Source organism: Luteibacter sp., from assembly GCF_009912395.1.
Classification (GTDB): domain Bacteria; phylum Pseudomonadota; class Gammaproteobacteria; order Xanthomonadales; family Rhodanobacteraceae; genus Luteibacter.
In genome coordinates this window covers 37,998-57,561 of the sequence record NZ_WNDO01000024.1, presented here as the reverse complement: position 1 = coordinate 57,561, position 19,564 = coordinate 37,998, and the positions used below count along the sequence as shown (strand labels likewise).

19 protein-coding genes are annotated in these 19,564 nt (G+C 66.0%); 7 read left to right on the top strand and 12 right to left on the bottom strand.

Annotated features, from left to right (window positions below; translation table 11 throughout):
* Positions 1-10: 10 nt before the first annotated feature.
* Positions 11-1,534 (bottom strand): CoA-acylating methylmalonate-semialdehyde dehydrogenase, encoded by a 1,524-nt coding sequence (locus GAK28_RS18905; protein ID WP_291782961.1) that lies wholly within the window; start codon positions 1,532-1,534, stop codon positions 11-13.
* 393 nt (positions 1,535-1,927) lie between these two features.
* Here GAK28_RS18905 and GAK28_RS18900 point away from each other — a divergent pair, with 393 nt between their 5' ends.
* Complete coding sequence (locus GAK28_RS18900) at positions 1,928-2,629, top strand: response regulator transcription factor (protein WP_291782958.1); 702 nt, start codon at positions 1,928-1,930, stop codon at positions 2,627-2,629.
* A 3-nt stretch (positions 2,630-2,632) separates the two neighbouring features.
* On the opposite strand, the gene GAK28_RS18895 is transcribed toward GAK28_RS18900, so the two are convergent.
* A complete protein-coding gene (locus GAK28_RS18895) occupies positions 2,633-4,135 on the bottom strand; it encodes an MDR family MFS transporter (protein WP_291782955.1) in 1,503 nt (500 codons plus the stop codon).
* A gap of 116 nt (positions 4,136-4,251) precedes the next feature.
* Here GAK28_RS18895 and GAK28_RS18890 point away from each other — a divergent pair, with 116 nt between their 5' ends.
* The gene (locus GAK28_RS18890; RefSeq protein WP_291782952.1) at positions 4,252-4,917 is read left to right on the top strand and encodes a TetR/AcrR family transcriptional regulator; all 666 of its coding nucleotides are present in this window, start codon (positions 4,252-4,254) and stop codon (positions 4,915-4,917) included.
* 32 nt (positions 4,918-4,949) lie between these two features.
* Positions 4,950-5,621, top strand: coding sequence for a phosphoglycolate phosphatase (gph, locus tag GAK28_RS18885; RefSeq protein ID WP_291782949.1), 672 nt, complete (start codon positions 4,950-4,952; stop codon positions 5,619-5,621).
* A 4-nt stretch (positions 5,622-5,625) separates the two neighbouring features.
* On the opposite strand, the gene GAK28_RS18880 is transcribed toward gph, so the two are convergent.
* The 7 genes from GAK28_RS18880 to GAK28_RS18850 form a co-directional block, all read right to left on the bottom strand.
* Positions 5,626-6,993: a serine hydrolase gene (locus tag GAK28_RS18880; protein WP_291782945.1), complete on the bottom strand. Its 1,368-nt coding sequence runs from the start codon at positions 6,991-6,993 to the stop codon at positions 5,626-5,628.
* 96 nt (positions 6,994-7,089) lie between these two features.
* Complete coding sequence (locus GAK28_RS18875; RefSeq protein ID WP_291782943.1) at positions 7,090-7,845, bottom strand: LytTR family DNA-binding domain-containing protein; 756 nt, start codon at positions 7,843-7,845, stop codon at positions 7,090-7,092.
* Positions 7,842-8,921: a histidine kinase gene (locus GAK28_RS18870; RefSeq protein WP_291782941.1), complete on the bottom strand. Its 1,080-nt coding sequence runs from the start codon at positions 8,919-8,921 to the stop codon at positions 7,842-7,844. Before GAK28_RS18870 ends, GAK28_RS18875 begins: the two co-directional genes overlap by 4 nt.
* An 82-nt stretch (positions 8,922-9,003) precedes the next feature.
* The gene (msrA, locus tag GAK28_RS18865) at positions 9,004-9,504 is read right to left on the bottom strand and encodes a peptide-methionine (S)-S-oxide reductase MsrA (RefSeq protein ID WP_291782938.1); all 501 of its coding nucleotides are present in this window, start codon (positions 9,502-9,504) and stop codon (positions 9,004-9,006) included.
* Positions 9,501-9,950, bottom strand: a complete 450-nt coding sequence (gene msrB / locus GAK28_RS18860; protein ID WP_291782935.1) for a peptide-methionine (R)-S-oxide reductase MsrB — start codon at positions 9,948-9,950, stop codon at positions 9,501-9,503. Before msrB ends, msrA begins: the two co-directional genes overlap by 4 nt.
* A gap of 74 nt (positions 9,951-10,024) precedes the next feature.
* Positions 10,025-11,356, bottom strand: a complete 1,332-nt coding sequence (locus GAK28_RS18855) for a HAMP domain-containing sensor histidine kinase (RefSeq protein WP_291782932.1) — start codon at positions 11,354-11,356, stop codon at positions 10,025-10,027.
* Positions 11,343-12,029 (bottom strand): response regulator transcription factor, encoded by a 687-nt coding sequence (locus tag GAK28_RS18850; RefSeq protein ID WP_291782929.1) that lies wholly within the window; start codon positions 12,027-12,029, stop codon positions 11,343-11,345. The genes GAK28_RS18855 and GAK28_RS18850 overlap by 14 nt, the downstream gene beginning before the upstream one ends.
* Before the next feature lie 133 nt (positions 12,030-12,162).
* On the opposite strand from GAK28_RS18850, the gene GAK28_RS18845 reads away from it, so the two are divergent.
* The 3 genes from GAK28_RS18845 (at position 12,163) to GAK28_RS18835 (ending at position 14,602) form a co-directional block, all read left to right on the top strand.
* Positions 12,163-12,942: a MipA/OmpV family protein gene (locus tag GAK28_RS18845; RefSeq protein WP_291782927.1), complete on the top strand. Its 780-nt coding sequence runs from the start codon at positions 12,163-12,165 to the stop codon at positions 12,940-12,942.
* 5 nt (positions 12,943-12,947) lie between these two features.
* The gene (locus tag GAK28_RS18840) at positions 12,948-13,145 is read left to right on the top strand and encodes a hypothetical protein (protein WP_291782925.1); all 198 of its coding nucleotides are present in this window, start codon (positions 12,948-12,950) and stop codon (positions 13,143-13,145) included.
* A gap of 182 nt (positions 13,146-13,327) precedes the next feature.
* Positions 13,328-14,602, top strand: coding sequence for a PLP-dependent aminotransferase family protein (locus tag GAK28_RS18835; RefSeq protein WP_291782920.1), 1,275 nt, complete (start codon positions 13,328-13,330; stop codon positions 14,600-14,602).
* Between the two features lie 138 nt (positions 14,603-14,740).
* On the opposite strand, the gene zwf is transcribed toward GAK28_RS18835, so the two are convergent.
* A complete protein-coding gene (gene zwf / locus GAK28_RS18830; protein ID WP_291782917.1) occupies positions 14,741-16,222 on the bottom strand; it encodes a glucose-6-phosphate dehydrogenase in 1,482 nt (493 codons plus the stop codon).
* A 241-nt stretch (positions 16,223-16,463) separates the two neighbouring features.
* Here zwf and GAK28_RS18825 point away from each other — a divergent pair, with 241 nt between their 5' ends.
* Positions 16,464-17,210: an SDR family oxidoreductase gene (locus GAK28_RS18825; protein WP_291782914.1), complete on the top strand. Its 747-nt coding sequence runs from the start codon at positions 16,464-16,466 to the stop codon at positions 17,208-17,210.
* A 39-nt stretch (positions 17,211-17,249) separates the two neighbouring features.
* On the opposite strand, the gene yjjX is transcribed toward GAK28_RS18825, so the two are convergent.
* The gene (yjjX, locus tag GAK28_RS18820) at positions 17,250-17,798 is read right to left on the bottom strand and encodes an inosine/xanthosine triphosphatase (protein WP_291782911.1); all 549 of its coding nucleotides are present in this window, start codon (positions 17,796-17,798) and stop codon (positions 17,250-17,252) included.
* Positions 17,799-17,803: 5 nt separating this feature from the next.
* Entirely contained in the window at positions 17,804-19,444 is a 1,641-nt protein-coding gene (gene pgm / locus GAK28_RS18815; RefSeq protein WP_291782908.1) for a phosphoglucomutase (alpha-D-glucose-1,6-bisphosphate-dependent), read from the bottom strand.
* Between the last annotated feature and the right edge of the window lie 120 nt (positions 19,445-19,564).

Here is a 19,564-nt window from a genome sequence, read left to right as displayed (position 1 = left end):
GTGCCATCCGTCACTTGAGGCTGATGGTGGTGTTCACGCCGACATGGAGGGTGTCGTCGTCGAACCAGCGCTGGGTCACCGTCTTGGTCTGCGTGTAGAACATCACCACCTGCTTGCCATACGGACCCAGGTCGCCGAGCTTGGATGCACGCGAACCGGTGAACGAGAACAGCGGGACCGGCACCGGGATCGGCACGTTGATGCCTACCTGGCCGACGTCGATGTCTTCCTGGAAGCGACGCGCGGCGGCACCGGACTGCGTGAACACCGCCGTGCCGTTGCCGTTGGGGTTGGCGTTGACCAGGTCGATGGCCTCGTCGAGCGACTCGACGCCGAGGATCACCAGCACGGGGCCGAAGATTTCCTCGTCGTAGATGCGCATGCCCGGCTTCACGTTCGAGAAGATCGTGGGGCCGACGAAGTTGCCGTCCTCGTAGCCGGGGACGTTCGGCTTGCGGCCGTCGAGGTCCAGCGTCGCGCCCTGCTCCACGCCCGAGGCGATGAAGCCTTCGACACGCTCGCGCGCGGCGCAGGAGATCAGCGGACCGACATCCGTGCCGGCTTCATTACCGGCGTTGACGCGCAGCGTCTTCGCCTTGGCGACCAGGTCGGGGATCCACTCGCGCGCCTCACCGACGAGAACCGCCGTGGACGCCGCCATGCAGCGCTGGCCGGCCGCACCGAAGGCCGCGCCGACGAGCGCGTTGAGGGTCTGTTCGCGATTCGCGTCGGGCAGCACCACCGCGTGGTTCTTCGCGCCCATCATGCACTGCACGCGCTTACCCGCGAGCGAGGCACGGTTGTAGACATGCGTACCGACCTTCGTCGAGCCGACGAAGGACACCGCCTTGATGTCGTTATGGTCGCAGATGGCGTTGACCACCTCTTCGCCACCGTGGACGACGTTGAGCACGCCCTTCGGAATACCGGCCTCGATGGCCAGTTCCACGAGACGCATGGTCACCATCGGATCCTGCTCGGACGGCTTGAGCACGAAGGTGTTGCCCGTGGCGATGGCCATCGGGAACATCCACAGCGGGATCATGGCGGGGAAGTTGAACGGCGTGATGCCCGCGCAGACGCCGAGCGGCTGCAGCAGGGTGAAGGTGTCAACGCCGTTGGCCACGTTGTTGGCCAGCTCGCCCAGCTGCAGGTTGCCGATAGCGGCCGCGTGCTCCACCACTTCCAGACCACGGAACACGTCGCCTTCGGCGTCGGGCAGCGTCTTGCCCTGTTCGGCGCTGAGGATCGCGGCCAGTTCCGCCATGTTCTCGCGGATGAGCTGCTGGTACTTCAGGAAGATGCGGGCGCGCGCGCCGATGGGCGTCTTGCGCCAGGTGCGGAAAGCGGTCTTGGCCGCGGCTACGGCGGCGTCCACCTCGGCGGGCGTCGCGAACGGCACGCGGGCCAGCACGGCCTGCGTGGCCGGGTTGACGACATCGCGCCATTGCGTGGTGGTGGATTCGACGAATTCGCCGTCGATCAGGAGCTTGACCGTTTTCACGCCGGTCGCCACGGTGTCCAGCTTGTTCATTGTGCAGTCTCCGAAACGCTAACCCGCAAAATGGGCGCACGGAACGGACAAGGCGATCGATGACAGCCGGAGCCATGACGGATCAGCTCGCCAGGTTGCCTCCGTGACGCCCAGGAACCTGTGATCTCCCCAGTGTAGCGCCGCGTTCGTTACCCTCAAGCTGCACTGCGGTATCGATCCGCGAAGACCACGCCACCGGTTTCGACGGCATGTCGCAACACCTTGATAAGCGTCCGATCCGGGGCAACGGATCGGCGTCAGGCCTTCGTCGCTGGGCACGGTCGACAAAAGGATTTTCACGAATGTCAATGCCAAAACCGTCCCGGCGCGTGCGACTGTGAGATTCGTCACGTAGAATGCACAATTGGGGAAAGGGCGTTCCGGGGGAAAATCATGATTTGGCCGCAGGAAACATGCGCGGAAGGCGACGAGGTGCTCGTCGTCGAGCGTCAGGTATCGGCTCAGGTACGACTGCGGCAGTTGCTGCAACACGCCGGGTACAAGGCGTCTTCGGTGCACGTCGCCGATGGCGCGAGCGATGCCATGGCCTGTCTTGCGCTGCGCAGCTTCTCCCTCGCCCTGGTCGAAGTTGGCTCGCCGCATGGGCAAGGCTGCCAGTTGGTGGCGTGGCTCACCCAACGACATCCGGACACCGCCGTGATCGCCGTCTTCGTCGATGGCGGTGACGATGAAGCCGTGCAGGCCCTGCGAGCCGGCGCGCGAGGATGCCTGCTGAAGGAGCGCGACGATGTCGAACTGGCATTGGCCCTACGCAGCGCCCGTCGCGGTGGCGCTCCCATCGACCCGTTCGTAGCCCACCGCCTGCTGAAGGGGATGAACATTCCCGTCACGCTGTCGACCGAACCGGTGCCGGTGCGCGAATCCGAGTCCTCCGCGGGCATGCTTTCCTCCCGCGAGATCGACGTGCTACGCCTTATCGCCCAGGGCTTCAGCAATCGCGAGATCGCCGAGCTGACCGGTCTCTCGCATTTCACGGTCGAAGGCTATACCAAGGCGATCTATCGCAAGCTGGCCGTGCGCTCTCGCACGGCCGCCGTGTTCGAGGCCCGCTCCATGGGCCTGCTGCCTCCCTGAAACTCAGCCCGCCTCCGCCGCTTCCGGCGCCGCCGCATGGGGCGCCTTGCGCAACGGCACGTCGCGCATCCACCAGGCAAGGCAGAACGCGACCGCGATGACGCAGGCGGCGACGTGATACACGGTATGCAGCGACGAACCGAAGGCATGGATGTACGCGTCGTGCGTCGCGGGCGGCAGTTTCTTCAGTGCGTCCGGCCCCAGACCATGGGCCGACATCGGCATCGAACCGGCCAGGTCCGCCGTGCGCGCTTGCAGACCGTTCGTGAAGATCGCCCCGAACACCGATACGCCCACCGAACCGCCGATCGAACGGAACATCGTCACGCCGGAGGTGGCGACGCCAAGCAGCTTCATCTCGACGCTGTTCTGCGTGGCGAGGATCAGTACCTGCAACACCATGCCCAGGCCAAGCCCCAACAGGGCCGAGTAGCCGTAGAGCACCGCGATGGGCATGTCGTCGCGCAGGGTACCCATCAGCACCAGCGCCACGGTGGCGATGAAGGTACCGACGATGGGAAAGACCCGGTAGCGGCCAATCCGGCTGATCAGCCGCCCGCTCGTGATCGAGCTGACCAGTACGCCGCCCATGAGCGGCAACAGCTGCATGCCGGCGGCCGTGGGCGACACGCCCTTCACCACCTGGAGGTAGAGCGGCAGGAACGTCGTGGAACCGAACAGCGCCGCACCGACGAAGAAGCCGATGAGGCAGCTGAGCAGGAAGGTGCGATGGCGGAACAGTTGCAGCGGGATGATGGGCTCCTCCGCCACGCCTTCCTCGTAGATGAAGCCGACAACACCAACCACGGCGAAGGCCAGGATGAACCACAGCTGCGCCGACGACCACGGCAGCACGTTGCCGCCCTCGGTGGTGAACAGCACCAGGCAGCTCAGCGCCAGGGTCAGCCAGCCTGCGCCCCAGTAGTCGATACGGTGTTTCACGTGGCGCACGTGCGGATGGAAGGCGACCGCAATCACCAGTAGCGAGATCACGCCCAGCGGCAGGTTCACGTAGAAGATCCAGCGCCACGACAGGTGGTCGACCATGAAGCCGCCGATCAGCGGCCCGATCACCGTCGCCAGCCCGTAAACGGCGCCGAACAGGCCCTGGTACTTGCCGCGATCGGCCGGAGGGATCACGTCGCCCACCGCCGCCATGCTGATCACTAGCAGACCGCCGCCGCCAAGCCCCTGCAAGGCGCGCATCAGCACCAGTTGGGTCATGTCCTGAGCCAGGCCGCAAAGCACGGAGCCGAGCAGGAACAGGCCGATGGCGAACTGGAGCACCACCTTGCGCCCGTAAAGGTCGCCGAACTTGCCGTACAGCGGCACGACGACCGTGGAAGTCAGCAGATAGGACGTCACCACCCAGGACAGCCGGTCGAAACCGCCCAGCTCGCCCACGATCGTGGGCAAGGCCGTGGACACGATGGTCTGGTCGAGCGCCGCCAGCAGCATGAGGGCGGGAAACAGCAGGCGAAGCGAGGGCGTCGAGGTCGCTGACACGGGGGGTGACCAGTAATTAATTAAGTGGTGAGTTAATATAAGGATCAACGCCAGGCATCGTCAATGGGAGCCCTCTCGTGGTATCCATCCCCCGTTTACGTTCCGACGGAGACCCCGTGGTCAGTTCCACTCCCCGCCGAGGGCGCCGCCCCGGCCGCCCCCCGGCCCAGCCAGACGGCCCGGACCAGCGCGAGCGCCTGGTCGGCATCACCCTCCAGCTCTACGCCCGCCAAGGCTACGTCGCGACCACGCTGGCCGCCGTCGCCCGCGAGGCCGGCATGACGCCGGCCGCCGTGCACTACTACTTCAAGACCCGAGAGCAGCTTTTCGACGCGATCTTCGACGAGCACATCGGACCGATGCGCACGCGCATCGAAGGCATCTTCCAGGCCAACGCGAACGACCCGGTCGCCGCCTTCACGATGCTGGCGGAGCGCTTCGTCGAGCTGTCCATCGAGCAACCGTGGGTGGGCCCCGTGTTCTTCGGCGACCTGCTGAGCGAGAACGACCTGTTCAAGCAGCACATGCGCACCCGCATCGACGGCAGCAAGCACAACCGCATGATGGAGCAGATCCGTGGGTGGCAAAGCGAGGGCAAACTCAATCCCGACCTCGATCCCTGCCTGATCACCACCAGCATCCTGAGCCTCACGGTGTTTCCCATGACGGCGATGCGCCGCTGGAAGGGCGACCCGCTGCGCGGCCACATCACGCCCGAGGACATCACGCGGCACGCGCTGGCGTTGCTGCGGCACGGCTTGGCGCCACCGCCCGCCGGGTAGAATGCACCGATACGCCTCAAGGAGCCTTCCCCATGCCCTTTTCCCTGGTCATCTTCGACCTCGACGGTACGCTCGTCGATAGTGCGGCGGATATCGCCGAAGCCGTGAACCGCACCCTGCACGACTGGAAACTACCCACCTACGACGTCGCGCAGATCACGGGCTGGGTCGGCGAGGGCTCGCGCAAGCTGATCACCTACGCTTTCCGCCACGCCGGCAGCGACGTGGATATCGACGAGGTGATGCCGGGATTCCTCGAACACTATGGTGACACCGCGCTGGACGGCATCGCCTATGACGGCGTCGTCGACACGCTGGCCACCCTGCACGCGCGCGGCGTGAAACTCGCCGTGTGCACGAACAAGAACGAGGAGTTCGTGCGCCCCTTGCTGGAAGTGCGCGGCATGCTGCCCTACATCGACGGGATCGTCGGCGGCAACTCCCTACCGGAACGCAAGCCCAGCGGCGTGCCGTTGAAGCACCTGGCCCAGGAAGCTAGCGTGCCGCTCGACCGCGTGCTGATGGTCGGCGATTCGGAGAGCGACCTGCTGGCCGCGAACGATGCTGGCGTGCCGGTGGTGCTGGTGAGCTATGGCTACCGCAAGTCGCTCGACATCCACGGCGTCGGCGCGCTGGCGGTGATCGACAGCATGCCTGAACTGCTGGACGTGCCGGGGCTGCGTGAGGCTGCCGCCACGGCCTGATGCGTCAGCGATACGCCGCGATAGCCGCGGCAATCAGCCCGATGTCGTCCTCGATGCCATAGGACGGCGGTGCGGAGTAGCCGAAACGCACCACCACGAGGCGTTGCGACGGGATGACATAGATACGCTGCCCCATAACCCCGCTTGCGAAGAAACCATCCTTAGGGAAGCCGCGGTCGACACGCACCTTCGCGACATCGCTCGGGCCGTCGTTGGTCCAGAATCCGGCGCCATACGGCGCCCCGAGCGTCGAGCGTCGCGACCACGCCACCCAGCCCTGCGGCAACAGGCGCGTGCCGTCGGGCGCCACGCCATCGTCGAGGTACAACTGCCCGAGGCGGGCATAATCGCGCGCTGTCGCATACACGTAGGTCGAACCGACGAACGTACCCTGCCCGTCGACTTCCATGGTTACGTCGCCCATGCCAAGGCGGTCGAACAGTTCGTGCCGCGCGAAGTCGCGCAGCCCGGCCGGCCCGCCGCCGACACGTTCCCCCAGCATCCTGTCGAGCAGCACCGTGTCGGCCGAGGTGTACTCGAACCGCGTACCCGGCGCCTCTTTCGCCGGTTGCGCCGCGGCGAAGCCCGCCATGTCGGCGTGCAGGAATTCCATCTTCGCCACCGGGCTGAACGCCGATTCCGCCTCTTCGGCCGCGAGCCCACTGCTCATGCGCATGAGGTTCTCGACCGTGATGACGGCGCGCGGATCACCCTGCCCGCGCCATTCCGGCGCGTCCAGCGGCGCGGTCACGTCCAACCGCCCGCGCATCGCCAGCATGCCGAGGAAAGCATTGGTGAACGACTTGGCGACCGAGAAGCTGATCAGCGGAGACCGCTCGTCGACACCGGTGGCATAACGCTCCGCGACCACCTTGCCATCCTTCACCACGACCACCGCTTTCACTTGCTTCAGCGGCTCGCCGTCGCGCTCGGCGAAAACGCGATCCATGGCCGTTGCCAGGCCGCCTTCAGGCTTCACGACAGCGTCGGGCGCGAAGCTGTCATGGCGAGGCGCATGCCGGGTGGCATCGGCTGTCAGCGGGCGATTGCCGGGCAGGTCCAGGCGACATCCATAGCCCGGCGTGAAATCGGCCGCCGCCAACAGGCGGAACGGACCATCCACCTCGACCCGCTGCCTGTCCCGAAGCACCCTGGGCGTCAGCAGCGAGCTGCCCACCTTGCCGATCATCGGCACGACCAGTTGGCGGAACGTCATCGTCGGGTCCTGGCCGCCCACGAAGGTCATCGAGCAGACATGGTGCGCCGCCACGCCGGCGGCCACGCGCAAGGCCTGGTCCGGGCGAAACACCGCCCAGGCGCCGCCACCGACGAGGATCGCGACAGTCGTCGCAACAAGGATTCTACGGGCCATGGCTGTTCCTCCGTTGGGATGGACGCAGTCTGGGCCGTCGCCCGATACCCATGGGCCTGTCCGGGGACGAAGGACGGCCGGAGTGGGACGAATACCTCAGGGCCGCAGGCCGATGCCGGGTGGCAGCTCGTCGAGGTAGCGACGTGTCCAGGTGACCCGGGCGCCATCGACGAGCAACAGGCGTTGCTCGCCGTCCGGCCAGGGCTGGACCTCGCGTATGGCGTCCAGTCGCACGATGGTCGAGCGGTTCACGCGAGCGAAATGCGACGGGTGCAGCCGGGCAAGCATCGTGTCCAACGTCCCCCGCAGGCGATAGGCATGGCCTTCGACGAATACCTGGAGGTAATTGCGATCGGACACGATCCGATCGATCCGCTCCACGCGCACCAGTTCGGCGGCGTCGCCCGACGGAAGCAACAGGCGCTCGAGGTAATGGGTGGTGGCCGGCAGTCCGCCGAGCAAGCCATCCAGCCTTGCGGAGGACGAAGGCGCCACGCGACCGACGAGTCGTCGCACCAGGCGTTCGAAACGTTCCGGTCCCACCGGCTTGAGCAGGTAATCGAAAGCGTGGACCTCGAACGCGCGTACGGCATGATCGTCGTGCGCGGTGACAAAGACGATTTCCGCGGGCAACGGGTCGCCAAGCGCCTGGAGCAAGGCGAAACCGTCCATGCCGGGCATGCTGATATCGAGGAACACCACGTCCGGTTTCTCTCGCCGGATCAGTCCTGCGGCCTCCACGCCATCGGCTGCTTCGCCCACCCATGCGATGCCGTCGCTTTCCGCGAGATAACGGCGCAGCTTGGCGCGAGCCGGCGCTTCGTCGTCGACCACCAGCGCGCGCAACGTCATGCCAGCTCCCAACGGTGTGCCGGCAGCCACAGCGTGACCTGGCTGCCGCCATCGGGCACTGGATCGAGGCGTACTCCCGCCGCGTCGCCATAGAGATGGCGCAGTCGCGCATCCACGTTACGCAAGCCGATGCCGTGTCCGGCGCGTGGCTCGCCGCCGCCGAAATCACGGATGCGCACGATCAGCTTGCCACCCTCCCGGTTCGCCCCGATGCGCACACGGCGGTCGTCGCCCGTGCCGCCATGTTCAATCGCGTTTTCCACCAGCGGTTGCAACACAAGGAACGGCACACGCATGTCGTCGAGGGAGGCATCGCCGTCCACTACGGCGTCCAGTCCCTCGCCGAAACGCGCACGCTGGATGTCGAGATACAGCGAAAGCAATCGCCATTCGTTCGCCAGCGGATGCTCCTGCGCCGTCGCCGATAGCGTCGCGCGCAGCAGCTCCCCGATGCGTGAAAGCATCTCGTCGGCGACGCGCGGGCGGTCGTACATCAGCTCCGACACCGCGTTGAGCGTATTGAACAGAAAATGCGGATTCAGCTGGAGGCGCAAGGCGTCCAACCGGGCCTCGGACAACGCCGATTCCAACTGGGCCGAACGCAGTTCGCGCGCCTTGCCCTCACGGTACCGGTCTACCAGCCACAGGCCGGTCGCGATCATCACGTAGAAGAACAGCTGCGTCGGCGCTTCCATCAGGTAACGCCATACCGTCGGCGGATAGGCGTAGCCGGGCATGTCGAGCATGCCGAACACGATCCAGCGGACACCGATCATCAGGCTGGTCTGCGCCAGCGATAGTCCGACGAACAGACCCAGGTGGGCATACCACGTGGCCGGCATGCGCCTCAGCGCGAAGAACAGCACGGGCAGGAAGGCGCCGAAGCTGAAAGCCCCGGTGAGTTCCTCGATCAGCTTGGGCAGGAAAGGCGACGTCTGGTCGTTCGCCACGCCCACCAGGTAACGGTTGCTGGCGCGCAGCAACCCGATGGCCAGCAGGATGCCCACCCATAGCCAGGGCGCGAAACGCCTTATCCACGAACGCGCCGGCGCGGCGCGGTGTTCCCCTGTACGCATCGACCTCCCCTTCCCGGGCCCCCGCCCGGTCACCGCCGCATCGAGCGGAGGCCGGCTCTTATACCAGAGCCGGCCTTCCCGGTCAGGCGCCGCGGCGCGGCAAGACCCAGTCCGGACGGATGAAATGGCACGTGTAGCCGTTCGGATACTTCTCCAGGTAGTCCTGGTGTTCCGGCTCGGCCTCCCAGAACGGACCGACCGGCGCCAGCTCGGTCACCACGGTGCCCGGCCACAGGCCGGAGGCTTCCACATCGGCGATGGTGTCCTCCGCCACGGCCTTCTGCGCCTCGTTGACGTAGAAGATCGCGCTGCGATAGCTCGTACCGATGTCGTTGCCCTGCCGATCGCGCGTGGTCGGGTCATGGATCTGGAAAAAGAACTCCAGGATCTTCCGGTAGCTGACCTTCTCCGGATCGAACTCGATCTCGATGCCCTCCGCGTGGGTGCCGTGGTTGCGGTAGGTCGCGTTGGGCACGTCGCCACCGGTGTATCCCACGCGCGTCGCGATCACGCCCGGCTGCTTGCGGATCAGGTCCTGCATGCCCCAGAAGCAACCACCGGCGAGGACGGCACGGGCGCTCATGCCGCACCCCCGAAGAGCTTCGCGTAGTCGCCGTAGCCTTCCTTCTCCAGGTCGGCGACGGGGACGAAGCGCAGCGAGGCGGAGTTGATGCAGTAGCGCAGACCGCCGCGATCGCGCGGGCCATCCGGGAAGACATGACCCAGGTGGCTGTCGCCATGCGTCGAACGGACCTCGGTGCGGATCATCCCGTGGCTGCCGTCGCGCAGCTCCTGCACGTGGCTGTCCTCGACCGGTTGGGTGAAGCTCGGCCAGCCGCAGCCGCTGTCAAACTTGTCCAGCGAGGTGAACAACGGCTCGCCGGACACCACGTCCACATACAACCCGGCCGCCTTGCTGTCGTGGAACTCGTTATGGAACGGCCGTTCGGTGCCGCTTTGCTGGGTCACGCGGAACTGCTCCGGCGTGAGCCTGGCCAGGGCTTCGGGCGTCTTGGCGTATCGGGACATGGTGCATCTCCGTAGGAGGGGGACCCAAAGATAATGTGGGTCGCCCGCCGGGATGCAATGGCCTTGTCAGCTGGCTAGACCAGCCGGAGCTGGATGCGGAACCGCGCACCGCCGCCCGGAGCATCCAGCACCCGGATATCGCCGCCATGGCGGGCCACGATCTCGCTGACCAGGTGCAGGCCCAGGCCCGTACCGACGCTGCTGGGACGCAGGCGATAGAACGGCGTGAACACATGGGTCCGCTGCTCGTGCGGGATACCCGGCCCCTGGTCGCTGATCTCGAAGATGCCACCCGGGGTCACCTGGACATGGATGAGCCCCCGGCCACCCGCGTGGACGATGGCATTCTGGAACAGGTTGGTGAGGGCGCGGGACAGCGACATGCGGTCGCCATGCACCACCACCGGCTGGTCCGGCGCGTCCATCGCGAGCTCGTAGCCCGCGTCGATCACCAAGGGCGCGACATCGGCGCTGACCTCGCGCGACAGGCTCACCAGGTCGATCGGCACCAGTTCGGTTTCCTGCTTGCCCAGCCGCTGGAGATCGAGCAACTGCTCGGCGAGGTTTGAAAGACGTCCCAGGTCGGTGAGCAGGCGTGTGCGGGTTTCGCCTTGCGGCAGGCTGTCCAGGCGCGTCTCCAGGATCGCGATCGGCGCGCGCAATTCGTGCGCTGCATCGGCCAGGAAGCGATCGCGCGCCTCGTAGCCTTCGCCCAGCCGCTCCAGCGTGGCATTGAAGGTACGAACCAGCGGTTGCAGCTCTCCCGGCACCGCGCCGTCCTCGAGCCGGGCACCGCGCTTGTCGATATCGATCGCCTCGGCCTGTTCCGCGACCTTGCCCACGCCGGCCATCGAGCGGTGGATGATCCAGGGCACGGCGATCAGGGTCACCAGCACCAGGGGAAGGCCGATACGCCAGCTCAGCCACATGGCGATCTTGACGAATACCACTCCCACACCCAGCAACGGTCCGCCACCGACGATCACGCGCAAGCGACCGTCGGGCGAATCCTCCGCGTAGATGCGCATGGTCAGTTCGGCGGGACGGCTGTTGGCGTGGATCTCCGACGCTTCCAGCTGGTTCAGCGATGCGGCGAGGGGACGGTACACCTCGGGCACGTTGCCATACGACAACGCATGTCCGCGCTCGTCCGAGGCACGGAACCACATTTCGGGCGCATCGTTCAGCAGGTCGCGCATCGCCGGCGTCGGGCGGAAGACCATCTTGCCCTGCTCCACCACGAGCGATTTTGCGACGGTGCGTGCCACGTCTTCGTCGATATAGGACGTGCGTGGCTGGCTGATACTCCACACGATGGCCGCGATGGTCGCGATTAGGATCACCACCTGCAACACGCCCAGTCGCCATGCAAGCTGGACGGTGAGCGAGCGGCTACGGCCGGCCATTCGGCGCCTCGCGGAGGATGTAACCGATGCCGCGAATCGCGTGGATCTCGACACCGGCCTCCGCTTCGGTCAATGCACGACGCAACTTGGATACGTGCGCATCGAACGCGTTCGACTGGATGGCATCATCGAAACCATAGACCGCATCGAGCAGCACTTCACGCTGAACGGTACGTCCCAATCGATACGCCAGGGCTTCGAGCAACAGCAACTGTCGTCGCGGCAGGCGCAAGGGCATGTCATCCACCAAGGCCTCGCGCGCGGCGAAATCGTAACGAAGACGACCGGCGTTCACCGTCGGCAACACCACCTTCGCGGGACGACGCGAAATCGCGCGGATACGCGCGAGCAGTTCTTCCAGGGCGAAGGGCTTGACCAGGTAATCGTCGGCGCCCTGGTCGAGACCATCGATACGATCGGGCAACGAACCACGTGCCGTGAGCACGATGATGGGTAGGTCGGCCTGGTTCGCGCGCGCCTTCGCGACAAGCGAAACGCCGTCGCCATCGGGCAACTGGCGATCGAGCAGCAGGAGATCGTGCACCTTGCTTTGCAGGGCTTCGGTGGCCCGGGCGATATCCGGTGCGACGTCTACGAGCATGCCATGCTTGTGCAGTCCGGATTGCAGCGCGGCGGCCATCTCCGGTTCGTCTTCCACCAACAGTATCCGCATACGTGCACCTCGTCGTCGGCCGGGATGCTAACACGTGCAAAACGGCCTCCGGCCGACGCAATGTTGCGGCAATGTGGCGTAATCATGATCCTGCGCCATGTCGCCATTCCCCCCCCATGGAGCCCCCTTCGACATGACGACCCGCCACATCCGCTCGCTCTGCCTGCTGGCCGCCACCGCCAGCCTGGGCGTTGCCGGCACCGTACACGCACAGTCCGAGGACGCCGCCCATCCCCAGGGCTGGTCGCTCGGAATCGCGGCCGCCTGGAGTCCGAGTCCGTACAAGCGCTATGACAACAAGGCGTGGCCGCTGCCGCTGGTGAACTACGAAGGCAAGTCCTTCTACTTCCGCGGCGCGACCATCGGCTATCGCCTGTTCTCCACGCCGTCGGACGAGATCTCGATCGCCGTGTCGCCCAATGGCGACCGCTTCCGTCACGAAGACACCAACGACCGGCAGCTGAAGCAGCTTTCCAACCGCAATATCGGCGCCATGGCCGGCGTAGCTTGGCGCCACAATGCGAGCTGGGGCTTCGTCGAGGCCACGGCGAACAAGAAGGTTACCGGCCACGGTGGCGGCACGCAGTTCGACCTGGGCTATGGCTACGCAATTACGGCAGGCAAGCTCATCGTGACGCCGAAGATCGGTATCACCCGCAGCGACAGCAACCTCAACAACTACTACTACGGCATCAGCGCACGGGAAGCCGCGCGCAGCGGCCTGCCCTATTACAAGGCCGGCGGCGGTAACTCGCCCTACCTCGCCATGTCGGCCGCCTATCGCCTCACCACCAAGTGGATGGTGATCGGTGGCGTGCGCTACTCCCGTCTGCCGGACACCATCAAGAACAGCCCGATGGTCGACGCCGACGACACCAAGAGCTTCTTCCTCGCGATCAACAGGACGTTCTGACCATCATGGCCGTTGGCATCATGCGACGCATCGCCACCCTCGCGCACGGCATCGAGCCGAGCCGCCAGGCGGTGTGGGATTGGATCAACAACACGCCCATCGAAGAACTCGAAGGGCGTACCGCGCTGGAACTGGTGTTCGACGGCCAGGGCGAACGCGTGGTCGAACTGCTCGAATCGATCATCGACAAGCGCCAGAGCTGAAAAACACGAAGGCCCCGCCGTGCGAACGGCGGGGCCTTCTTGTATGCATGCGAATCGGGATGCGGCGCATACTATGCGCCAATATACCCATGCATTAGCACACGATGGCGCGGACAAGATCCATACAAGATATCGACTGGAAGGCCGCTTTCGATGAGGAAGGCCCTCGCTATCTCCGGGTAATGCGGTTCATCGAACGCGCAATCGCCGACGGCAGGCTTCGCCCGGGCGACCGCCTGCCTCCACAGCGCGAACTGGCCAACCTGCTCGGCATCGACCTGACCACGGTGACCCGCGCGTACACCGAGGCCCGCGAACGCAACCTGCTGCACGCGCGTGGCGCGCTCGGCAGCTTCGTGTCCGCACCGCGCTTCGATACGGGACAGGTGGTGGACCTGGGCATGAACCTGCCACCCCCGCCGCTCGGCATCGACCTGGCCACCCTGCTCCGCCATGGCATCGACCAGGTGCTGACCCATGCCGACATCCATGCCCTGATGAGCTACCAGCCCGGCGGCGGCAGCGACGCCGACCGGTCCGCCGGTGCGGCGTGGCTCTACCCGATGCTGGGCCCCGTGGATACGCAGCGGATCGTCACCTGCCCCGGGGCGCAGGCCGCGCTGGCCGGCATCGTCCTGGCGCTGACCGCGCCGGGCGACACCATCCTGGTGGAGCCGACGCTATACCCCGGCACCCTCGCTGTCGCGGCGCGCCTGGGCAGAACGCTGGCGACGGTGGCATCGGACTGTGACGGCATGTTGCCGGAGGCCCTGGTCGAGATGGCCCAGCGCACGGGCGCGACGGTGGTCTATCTCAATCCCACCCTGCGCAATCCGACGGCGGACACGATGCCGGAACAGCGACGAGATGCCATCGCCTCCGCGATTGAAAAGGCAGGACTACGGCTGATCGAGGACGATCCCTATTGGGCGCTCGCAGGCGACGCTCCCGCGCCGCTCGCCCGGCGCATACCCGCCCATACGCACTACATCGCCACGCTTTCGAAGGCGCTTTCCCCCGGGTTGCGGACGGCCTATGTCGCGGTGCCCGATGGTGCGGCGCGCTCGGCCTTCCTCAGCCACCTGCGTGCGGTGACCCTGATGGCCACCCCGTTGATGACCTCGATCGCCACGCAATGGATTCACGACGGCACCGCCAAACAGGTGCTTGAAGGCGTGCGGGCGGAATCGGCAGAGCGCCAGCGCGTCGCACATATCGCGCTAGCGCTGGAAGGACCATTGCAGCGCGGCATCCACCTCTGGCTCGACCTGCCCTCACACTGGACGGCCACGGCGCTCACCACCGCAGCGCGACGGGAAGGCCTGGCGGTGACACCGTCGGATGCGTTCCGCCCCGAACCGTCCGGCGGCGAGGCCATACGCGTGTCCCTGGGCGGAGTGAAGGAGCGTCACCGGTTGAAGCAAGGTCTCGATCGGCTGGCGCAGTTGCTGGAGTGACAGGAAGGGCCTGACGTGCTGGTCTGAACCACCCGTGCTGCCCACGCCCTTGTAGGAGCGCGCTTGCGCGCGATCGCGCGCAAGCGCGCTCCTACAGCCGAAGGAGTGGGAGCGGACCGTGTCCGCGATGGACGTACCTCAGGCCGCCACGTCTTCTACCCAGGCGTGACCTTCGCGCTCCAGGAGTTCACGCGCCGAGGCCGGGCCCCAGGTGCCAGCCTCATACGCCTCAGGGCCCTGCGCATCCTCACGCCAGCCTTCCAGGATCGGGGTGACCCAGCGCCAGGCGGCTTCGGTCTCGTCCTTACGCACGAACAGCGCCGGACTGCCCTTCACCGCATCCAGCATCAGGCCTTCGTACGAGTCGCGGAAACGGATGCGCGCCGGATCGCCGAGCTTGGACAACGCGTCGACCTCTTCCAGCCCAAAACCGTTACCCGGGAACTTCACGAACAGCGGCAGGGTGACGCTTTCGTTGGGCTGCACGCGAATCACCAGGCGACTGCCCGGACGTGCCTCGCCGAACAAGCCCGGCTCACCGGCACGGAATTGCACGACGATCTCGGTGAGCTTGCGCGGCATGCGCTTGCCTGAGCGCAAGTAGAACGGCACGCCCTTCCAGCGCGGCGTATCGATCTCGGCCTTCAGCGCCACGAAGGTCTCGGTCTTGCTTGGCGTGCCATCCGGCAGTTCGTCACGGTACGACGGCACGGACTTACCGCCACTCGTACCACCGACATACTGGCCGCGCGCCACGTTGGCACCGAGGTTGTCGCGATCCAGCGGCTTCAGCGACGTCAGCACGCGGACCTTTTCGTCGCGCAACGCGTCGGCGTCCAGCGACGACGGTCGCTCCATGGCGACCACGGTCAACACCTGCAGCAGGTGGTTCTGGATCATGTCGCGCAGGGCGCCGGATCCGTCGTAGTAACCGCCGCGACCTTCCAGACCGACCGTCTCCGCCGCCGTGATCTGCACGTACTCGATCGACTCGCGATCCCACATGCGTTCCAGCATCGGATTAGCGAAGCGCAGCGCGATGATGTTCTGTACCGCTTCCTTACCGAGGTAATGATCGATACGGAAGATGCTGTTCTCCGGGAAGTGCCGGCCCACGTCCTCGTTGACCTTGCGTGCGGTCTCAAGGTCGGTGCCGATCGGCTTCTCCAGCACGATGCGCGACGATTCGGTGCGGAAACCCTTTTCCGCCAGGTTGGCGGCGATCGCACCATACAGCGCGGGCGCCGTGGCGAGATAGAACACGCGAACCCGTTCCTCGCCGCCCGCGAGCACGTCGCTCAAGCCGGCCCAGTTGCCATCGCTCTCCGCGCCGTTGAGGCTGACATAGTGAACCATGCCGAGGAATGCGTTCACTTTCGCATCGTCGCGTTCATCGTCGCCGATGAATTCGGCCAGCGCCTTCGCTGCCCTTTCGCGGTACGCCGCATCGTCCAGCGCCGACCGCGCCGTACCGACGATGCGTGACTCCGCAGGCACCTGCCCCTCGGCAAACCGGCGATACAGGGCCGGCAGCAGCTTGCGCATGGTGAGGTCGCCGGTGGCGCCGAAGATGACGTAGTCGAAGGTATCGACCGGTTCGAGGGAGGTCTGCGTGCTCATGCTCGGGTTCCAAAAGCTCAGGTGACGGCGCGAAGCCGTGGGGACGTCCCATTGAATAGGGTACCCGGGGCCTGTTTCAAGCTCTGAAACTGCATGCACTGTTGAGCCACGCTCAAAGGTGTTGTGCGCGACCGCCTATCACACGCCTGCAGATGCATCCCAAAGACAGGGTCCAGCGGCTTCACCACGAAGTCCCACGGGGCGTCTTGCCCCTTTCCATCTTCGATAGGAACACGCATCCATGAGCAAGCTCTCCAGCAAGGTCGCCATCGTCACCGGCGCGTCCAAGGGCATCGGCGCCGCCATCGCCAGGTCGCTGGCGGCCGAAGGCGCGGCCGTCATCGTCAATTACGCATCGAGCAAGGCTGGCGCCGAGAAGGTCGTCGCCGAGATCCAGGCGGCCGGCGGCAAGGCGGTGGCGGTGGGCGGCGACGTCTCGAAGCAGGCCGAGGCCGAGGGCCTGGTGAAGGCCGCCATCGAGCATTTCGGACGTCTGGACGTCCTCGTCAACAATTCGGGTGTCTATGAGATGGCGCCCGTGGAAGAAACCACCGAGCAGCAGTTCCACCGCATGTTCGACATCAACGTGTTGGGTACCATCCTCGTGACCCAGGCGGCCATCGGCCACCTCAAGGAGGGCGCCAGCATCGTCAACATCGGCTCGGCGGTCAGCCGCATCACCCCGGCCGGCAGCGCGGTCTATACCGGCACCAAGGGCGCGCTGGACGCCATCACCGGCGTCTTCTCCCGCGAATTCGGCGCCCGTGGCATCCGCGTCAACAGCGTCAACCCGGGCATGGTGGAGACCGAGGGCACCCATACCGCCGGCTTCATGGGCACGGATTTCGAGGCCTGGGCCGCCAGTCAGGCGTCGCTCGGCCGCATCGGTCAGGTGGACGACATCGCGCCGATCGTGACCTTCCTGGCCTCCGACGACGCCCGCTGGATCACCGGCGAGCTGATCGGGGCATCGGGCGGCGTGCGCTGAGCCTTTGAGGGGAGCCGGGCATCGCCAGGCTCCCCTTTTTCAATCCGCGCCGTACAGGTCCGGATGCAGGAAAGGCGACATGGCCAGCGTCATCGCCTGGGTGTAGGCACCCTCACGGGTGGCATGGCCGTCGGTCAGCAGGCCGATCGCCCCACCTTGCTGCTTGATGTTGACGGTGTCGAACAGGCGGTCCATGACGTGGCCCAGCTCCTCGCCGTCGAGCAACGCCTCGAACACCACTGGCGGCAGGGGCAGCCATGCCGTGCAGCCCACGGAGACCTGGTCGGCGTGGGCAATGGCGACATAGCCGAAGTTGCCTGGCCCGTCCTCCGTCACGTCCACGCCGCTTTCCATCGCCACGTAGAAGTCGGCCTCGCCGCCATGCTGGCGGCAGTAGTTCATGCGATTGAGCACGCCCTCACGGGTCTCCGCTCGGGTCATCGGCTGGTCGGGCACGCCCGACGGCGCGTGCATGCCCTCGCAATCCACCGTGCGACCGGGAAACAACGGCACCAGCGCGTTACGCACCGCGCCGACCTTCACCGGGTTACGCGATCCGACGATCACCTTGATGGGACGGTTCGACATCGTGCTCAGCCCAGCGCCTTGTCGACCATCGCCTGCGCTTCCTCCAGCACCTTCGCCAGGTGCTCCTTGCCGCGGAAGCTTTCGCCGTACACCTTGTAGATGTCTTCGGTGCCGGAGGGGCGCGCCGCGAACCAACCGTGCTCCGACATCACCTTGATGCCGCCGATCGACTGGCCGCCAGCCTGGTTGGTCACGCCGACGATGGGATCGCCGGCCAGGGTCGTCGAGGCCACCTGCTCCGGCGCCAGCTTCGACAGCTTCTGCTTCTGCGCGTGGCTGGCCGGTGCGTCGATGCGCGCGTTGGCCGGATCGCCGAGCCTGTCGGTGATGCTGCGATAGATCTTGCCCGGATCCTGCTCCAAGCGAGCGGTCATTTCGCCGGCGAGCAGCGCCGCGACGATGCCGTCCTTGTCGGTGGACCACGCCGAGGCGTCCTTCGCCAAGAAGGATGCGCCGGCGCTTTCCTCGCAGCCGAAGCCGAGGCTGCCGTCGAACAGACCGGACACGAAGTACTTGAAGCCCACCGGCACCTCGCGCAGCGGACGCTTCAGGTCGGCCGCGATGCGGTCAAGCAGGCCCGTGCTGACGGCCGTCTTGCCCACCGCCGCGTCGGCACGCCAGCCCGGCCGGTTCTGGAACAGGTACCAGGCCGCCGTGGCCAGGTAATGGTTCGCCGGCATCAGGCCTGTGCTGGGCGCGACCACGCCATGGCGGTCGTGGTCGGTGTCGCAGGCGAAGGCCACGTCGAAGCGGTCCTTCAGGTGGATCAGGCGCTGCATGGCATAGGACGACGACGGGTCCATGCGGACCTTGCCGTCCCAGTCCAGCGACATGAAGGAGAAGGTCTTGTCGACCGTCTCGCTCACCACCGTCAGGTTCAGGCCATACCGCTCGCCGATGGCGGCCCAGTAGTGCACGCCGGCACCGCCGAGCGGATCGACGCCCATCCTCACGCCATGGGCGCGGATGACGTCCAGATCGAGCACGTCGCCAAGGTCGCCCACATAGCGCTGCAGGAAATCGAACTCGCGCGTGGTCGCGGCTTTCAGGGCCTGCGCGAACGGCATGCGCTTGACCTCGCGCAGACCGCCCTCGATCAATTCGTTGGCGCGACGCGCGATCCACGAGGTGGCATCCGTATCGGCCGGGCCACCGTGGGTGGGGTTGTACTTGATGCCGCCACTGTCGGGCGGATTGTGCGACGGGGTGATGACGATGCCATCGGCCAGCCCTTTCTGGCGCCCCCGGTTGTGCACCAGGATTGCGTGCGACACGGCCGGGGTGGGCGTGTACTCGCCGCCGGTGGAGACCTGGGTCTCGACGCCATTGGCGGCAAGCACCTCCAGGGTGCTCTCGAACGCGGGCTGCGAAAGCGCATGGGTGTCGATGCCGACGTAGATCGGACCGTCCACGCCGGCCTGCTTCCGGTACTCGCAGATGGCCTGGACCACGGCAAGCACGTGCCATTCGTTGAACGAGCGCTCGAACGAGCTGCCACGATGGCCGGACGTACCGAAGGCCACGCGCTGCTCGGGAACCGAGGGATCGGGCCTCAAGTCGGCGTAGGCCGCGACCAGCGCGCCAAGGTCGACGAGCTTGCCTTCCGTCGCCGGTTTGCCCGCCAACGGGTTGATCTTCGCACTCACCAAGGCGTCTCCTGTCGGTGCCCCATGGCACGCAAGGGGGGCATTGTAATTCGCCGACCTGACTCCGAGGTCAACCGGGCGTGGATGACGGGTCCGAAAAAGGACCGATTTTTGAGATTT

Coding starts and splice junctions, on each gene's coding strand:
- GAK28_RS18905 (WP_291782961.1), bottom strand. CDS start 1,534: ATGAACAAGCTGGACACCGTGGCGACCGGCGTGAAAACGGTCAAGCTC.
- GAK28_RS18900 (WP_291782958.1), top strand. CDS start 1,928: ATGATTTGGCCGCAGGAAACATGCGCGGAAGGCGACGAGGTGCTCGTC.
- gph (WP_291782949.1), top strand. CDS start 4,950: ATGCCCTTTTCCCTGGTCATCTTCGACCTCGACGGTACGCTCGTCGAT.
- GAK28_RS18880 (WP_291782945.1), bottom strand. CDS start 6,993: ATGGCCCGTAGAATCCTTGTTGCGACGACTGTCGCGATCCTCGTCGGT.
- GAK28_RS18875 (WP_291782943.1), bottom strand. CDS start 7,845: ATGACGTTGCGCGCGCTGGTGGTCGACGACGAAGCGCCGGCTCGCGCC.
- GAK28_RS18870 (WP_291782941.1), bottom strand. CDS start 8,921: ATGCGTACAGGGGAACACCGCGCCGCGCCGGCGCGTTCGTGGATAAGG.
- msrA (WP_291782938.1), bottom strand. CDS start 9,504: ATGAGCGCCCGTGCCGTCCTCGCCGGTGGTTGCTTCTGGGGCATGCAG.
- msrB (WP_291782935.1), bottom strand. CDS start 9,950: ATGTCCCGATACGCCAAGACGCCCGAAGCCCTGGCCAGGCTCACGCCG.
- GAK28_RS18855 (WP_291782932.1), bottom strand. CDS start 11,356: ATGGCCGGCCGTAGCCGCTCGCTCACCGTCCAGCTTGCATGGCGACTG.
- GAK28_RS18850 (WP_291782929.1), bottom strand. CDS start 12,029: ATGCGGATACTGTTGGTGGAAGACGAACCGGAGATGGCCGCCGCGCTG.
- GAK28_RS18845 (WP_291782927.1), top strand. CDS start 12,163: ATGACGACCCGCCACATCCGCTCGCTCTGCCTGCTGGCCGCCACCGCC.
- GAK28_RS18840 (WP_291782925.1), top strand. CDS start 12,948: ATGGCCGTTGGCATCATGCGACGCATCGCCACCCTCGCGCACGGCATC.
- GAK28_RS18835 (WP_291782920.1), top strand. CDS start 13,328: ATGCGGTTCATCGAACGCGCAATCGCCGACGGCAGGCTTCGCCCGGGC.
- zwf (WP_291782917.1), bottom strand. CDS start 16,222: ATGAGCACGCAGACCTCCCTCGAACCGGTCGATACCTTCGACTACGTC.
- GAK28_RS18825 (WP_291782914.1), top strand. CDS start 16,464: ATGAGCAAGCTCTCCAGCAAGGTCGCCATCGTCACCGGCGCGTCCAAG.
- yjjX (WP_291782911.1), bottom strand. CDS start 17,798: ATGTCGAACCGTCCCATCAAGGTGATCGTCGGATCGCGTAACCCGGTG.